Source organism: Synechococcus sp. R3-13 (genome assembly GCF_047462195.1).
GTDB lineage: Bacteria > Cyanobacteriota > Cyanobacteriia > Thermostichales > Thermostichaceae > Thermostichus.
The window spans coordinates 1-4,412 of record NZ_JANSIO010000228.1 but is presented as its reverse complement, the minus strand read 5'-3'; the positions used below and the strand labels follow the sequence as shown (position 1 = coordinate 4,412).

General features: G+C 58.0%; 5 protein-coding genes and 1 tRNA gene. 4 read left to right on the top strand and 2 right to left on the bottom strand.

What is annotated here, in order from left to right:
• Nucleotides 1-60: 60 nt before the first annotated feature.
• Nucleotides 61-846 (bottom strand): 3-methyl-2-oxobutanoate hydroxymethyltransferase, encoded by a 786-nt coding sequence (gene panB / locus NW856_RS07170; protein WP_011432343.1) that lies wholly within the window; start codon nt 844-846, stop codon nt 61-63.
• A 151-nt stretch (nt 847-997) separates the two neighbouring features.
• On the opposite strand from panB, the gene NW856_RS07165 reads away from it, so the two are divergent.
• Together NW856_RS07165 and NW856_RS07160 are read left to right on the top strand one after the other, a co-directional pair.
• Nucleotides 998-1,084 (top strand) — tRNA-Ser (locus NW856_RS07165).
• A 211-nt stretch (nt 1,085-1,295) separates the two neighbouring features.
• Complete coding sequence (locus tag NW856_RS07160) at nt 1,296-2,045, top strand: phycocyanobilin:ferredoxin oxidoreductase (protein ID WP_414399650.1); 750 nt, start codon at nt 1,296-1,298, stop codon at nt 2,043-2,045.
• Here the strand turns inward: NW856_RS07160 and NW856_RS07155 are convergent.
• Entirely contained in the window at nt 2,042-2,758 is a 717-nt protein-coding gene (locus NW856_RS07155) for a hypothetical protein (RefSeq protein WP_414399649.1), read from the bottom strand. The genes NW856_RS07160 and NW856_RS07155 overlap by 4 nt on opposite strands.
• A gap of 579 nt (nt 2,759-3,337) precedes the next feature.
• Here NW856_RS07155 and prmA point away from each other — a divergent pair.
• Together prmA and NW856_RS07145 are read left to right on the top strand one after the other, a co-directional pair.
• The gene (gene prmA / locus NW856_RS07150) at nt 3,338-4,228 is read left to right on the top strand and encodes a 50S ribosomal protein L11 methyltransferase (protein WP_414399651.1); all 891 of its coding nucleotides are present in this window, start codon (nt 3,338-3,340) and stop codon (nt 4,226-4,228) included.
• Nucleotides 4,198-4,412 (top strand): RNA methyltransferase PUA domain-containing protein (locus NW856_RS07145; RefSeq protein ID WP_414399648.1); only part of this gene is annotated, 215 nt, incomplete at its 3' end. The genes prmA and NW856_RS07145, both read left to right, overlap by 31 nt.

Here is a 4,412-nt window from a genome sequence, read left to right as displayed (position 1 = left end):
TGAGCTTATTATTGACTAGAGTCATGCTCTGCCCAAGCTTTGAATGGGTAAGGGATCCCTTCAGCGGGGGGGAAATACTTTTTGGCGAACATCGTCGGCGAAAGCTTCCACTGCTTCTCGGATCGCCTGTCTCAAATTGGTATAGGCCTTGGCAAAAGGGGGGAGCCGCTCGCTCAGCCCCAGCAGGTCGTGGGTGACCAAAATCTGACCATCGCAAGCCGGCCCGGCCCCAATGCCCAAGGTTGGGATCCCCACTTGGGCCGAGATTTGGGCAGCCAATTCCGCCGGCATGTGCTCCAGAACCAGGGCAAATGCCCCTGCTTGTTCCAGGCTGAGGGCTTCTTGTCGCAGACGCTCCGCCTCCGGAGTGGTTTTTCCCTGCTGGCGATAGCCCCCCAGTTGATGTTTGGCCTGCGGAGTGAGGCCGATATGACCCAAAACCGGGATCCCCCGCTGCACCAGAAAGGCCACCGTTTCCACCATGTCGGGGTAGCCCCCCTCCAGCTTGACCCCGTTGACTCCTGCCTCCTTCATCAACCGCCCTGCTGAGAGGAGAGCTTGTTCTTTGTGGACTTGATAAGTCAAGAAGGGCAAGTCGGCCACCAAAAAGGCCCGTTCTACCCCGCGGCGCACCGCCTGGGCGTGATGGAGCATCTGTTCCAGCGTCAGGGGCAGGGTGCTGGTATACCCCAAGTGGGTCATGGCCAAGCTGTCGCCCACCAGGATCAAGTCGATCCCAGCCTGATCCAAAATCTGAGCGGTGGCGTAGTCGGCAGCCGTGAGGGCCACCAAAGGTTGACCCGCCTGTTTGGCCTGGCGAAAGTGGTGAATGGATAGAGCAGCCATATCCCTATGATCTCATCTGGGCGTTCCCGCCAGCGGTGCGGAGCACTTTCCCATCAACCGCATCCCGTGGGGAAAGCAAGCTTGGCTTTGAGGCTGGGAAGAAGCAGGAGACTCGGTTTGCCGTTAAGATGGTAAAGCCCCACAGCTGACTGGAAGGGTGACAGAGTGGTTGATTGTGACGCTCTCGAAAAGCGTTGTGACTGCAAGGTCACCGTGGGTTCGAATCCCACCCCTTCCGTTACCATGTAATCCGATAACGTACCGGCTATCGGACAGAGATGGGCTGTACTTGGAGGTGATGCTTAATGGGTCGAAGCTTTCGCCCAATCCCTTCAGGTCAGCGGTGCAGTTCCCCTGCCTTGGGCACAGCACTTTTGACACTTTTGAAGAATTGAAGGGGGCCACCCCTCAAGCGTGGACGGGTTTCTCAGCCTTTCTTTTGGGGTCTTATGCTCACCGCTCCTGCTCTTTCCGCCCAACTGCATCCCCTCATCCAGGGCCTATCCGAGGCAATCCTGAACCGTTGGGGATCTACCCTCACCCTAGCCCCCTATCCTCTGCCTGAAGATCTGGGCTACGTGGAAGGCCGCCTAGAGGGTGAGAAATTGCAAATTGAAAACCGCTGCTACCAAGGGGATCCCTTTCGCAAACTGCACCTGGAGCTGGCCCAGGCCGGGCAAAGCCTGGACATTCTCCATTGCGTTATGTTTCCGCAGCCGCAGTACCCGCTGCCGCTGTTCGGTTGCGACATTGTGGTCGGTCGCGGACAGGTGAGCGCCGCCATTGTCGATCTCTCGCCGGTGACCCCCAGCTTGCCCGATCTCTATATCCAAGAGCTGGAAGCGTTGGGATCCCATCTCGTCCCTTTCCAACACCGGCGCCGGTTGCCGGAGTGGGGCACGATTTTTTCTCCCTACTGCCTGTTCGTCCGTCCTGCCGACGAAGCAGAGGCCGAGCGCTTTTTACACTTTGCCTGCCGTTTCCTGGAAATTCACTGCCGGCTGGCGCAGCAGATCCCCCCACAGACGGATCCCGGCCAGATTTTGGCCCACTACCAGGGGCAGCAGCGCTATTGCAGCCAGCAACAGCAGAACGACCGCACCCGCCGCGTTTTGGAAAAAGCTTTTGGCCCCGCCTGGGCAGAGCGCTACATGAACACCGTCCTTTTCGATTTGCCTCCCAGTCCCGTGCAGATCTAGGCGGGATCCCCTTGCAGCCGCTGCTGGATGCTCAAGGCCAATTTTTGCCCCAGGAACTCCGGCATGGCTGGAGTTGAATCCGGCCCCAGCAAGTAGAAAATAAAGCGCGTCTGCTTGCGGCGGAGCATCAAGTTGAGGTTAACAACGGTCAAATCCTCCTGCGCGAGGGCCGTCATCACCCGGTAAAACGCGCCCGGCTGGTTGTCCACATCCACCAAAAGTGTGGGCAAATGAAACACCGGGTCAAAATAAAAAGAAACCTGCACGTCTTTTAGTCCGGCCTTGAGATCAAACTCCAGCGCCAAGGTTTCATGAACGCGAAACACACCCGCCAGGCATTCGTGAATAGCCCGTTCTAGGCTGAGCTTGGTTTGGGAAGATAGGCTGTGGCCATCGCGGGAGACAATGGTGCGGATAAACACCAGGTGCGGTGAGTAGATTTGCCCATAGAGATGAATGCCATGCACCGAGAGATTAAAAGCAGTGAACACCCCAAACAGATCGCTGAGCAGGGAAGGTCGATTACGGTAGGCCAGACAGACCACCGTCTTGCGACCTTCGTCCTGCATCTGTACCACCGCCTTGCGGGTTTGGTAGAGGGCGTAGGCCAAGCGCAGATTTTGGGCCTGTACCTCGCTGCTGACAAACTGGCTGTAAAAAGGCGGAAAGCTCTGGTTAAAACGCCGCATCAGAGCGGATCGCGTCAGCGGCACGGAGTCCTTGCGGGTGCTGACTTTGAGTGGCTGAAGATCTTCATGGGCAGCCCTTTCCCCTCTGGTAATCCCCCAAGGAGCTACCTTCGGCTGCTGCCCTGACTGCTCAATTGACATCGACCTCGCCACCTGCATTGCTCTTTCTTCATCCTTACATCGTTGCTCAGTACGCCCCAGCCAAACCTCATTTATCCGCAAAATCACTGAGGCTCGAAACGAATGTCAACGCTGCATCCAATTCTTGTTCAATGCTTTTGGACTTAATCTATCTCACAGGGCTGAGCTGGTCATCCAAAGAGCCGCTGAGGGTCATCCCCCAATTGGGGGGATCCTTCCCTTCTTCGCTGCTGAACCGACGCTGTGAGCCTTTCAATCCTAGAATAGCCAGAATAAGCCTAAACTATGAATTGAGCAGAGCGCTGCAATTTTTGATATAAAGTGCCGCATTGAGTGCTGGCCGGCTGGGTGACATGAAGCGCTATCTTGTTGGCCATCACTTTGGTTTTCCTTTAGGTTTGTGAAGGGATCCCTGTGAGCAGGACTGTTGCCGATCCCACCCCATTTTCGCCCGCACAAGCGCTGGACCCCGCTGGTGCTTGGTGGGATCTCAGTCTCATCGCCTCCCCTGCCCAAGAAGACCTGATCTTTTGGCGGCTGGAGAATTTTGGCTGTCGGGGCATGACCAGCCAAGCCCACGGCGAAGATCAGATTTGCATTCACGCCTATCTGCCTTGGCCTCACGTCAGCCTCTTGGATTTGGCAGCCCTCTCCCTGCGCCTGCAGCAAGATGCCCTCATTGCCGGTCAGCGGGTTCCCAAGCTGCGCTGGGAACGCATAGAGGCGGAAGATTGGAGCAGCAGTTGGAAGCAGCACTGGCAGCCCCAACCCATCGGGGATAAGTTGCTCATTTGTCCGGCCTGGCTGGATCCGCCCCCTCACCCCGGTCGGCACCTGTTGCGGCTGGATCCCGGTATGGCCTTCGGCACGGGCACTCACCCCACCACGCAGCTCTGTCTGGAGTCGCTGGAGATGCGCCTGGAGGGCGGCGGGGGTGCCGAGGGAGTGACTGTGGCCGATGTGGGCTGTGGATCCGGGATTCTGTCGTTGGCGGCGGCCCTGTTGGGGGTGAAGCGGGTGTTTGCGGTGGACATCGACCCCCTGGCGGTGCAAGCCACGATGCACAACCGCGATCTCAACGGCCTGACGGATCCCATTGTGGTCGCTCAGGGCAGCCTGGAGCATATTCCCGAAATGGTGGATGGGCTGGTGTGCAACATCCTGGCAGATGTGATCCTGGATATGATCCCGGAGTTTCGGCTGGTGGTGAAGGAGGGGGGATGGCTGATCCTCAGCGGCATCCTCATCGAGCAGGCCAAGTTGGTGGCGGAGATGCTGGAGGCCAACGAATGGGTGGTGGCAGCCCTCTGGCGACGGGGGGAATGGTGTTGTCTGAACGCACGCATGACCTGAGCGCTTTGCCCCGATTGGCGATTGACCCAGCGCAGCGGGATCCCAGCGGTGTTCTCCATTTAACTGGTCTGCAACAGCACTACTTGCAGCGGGTACGCCGCCTCAGGCCAGGGGATCTCTTTTTGGTTTTGGACGGCTCAGGCAAGCTGTGGGCGGCCCGTTGGCAAGCCCAGGGATCCCAAAT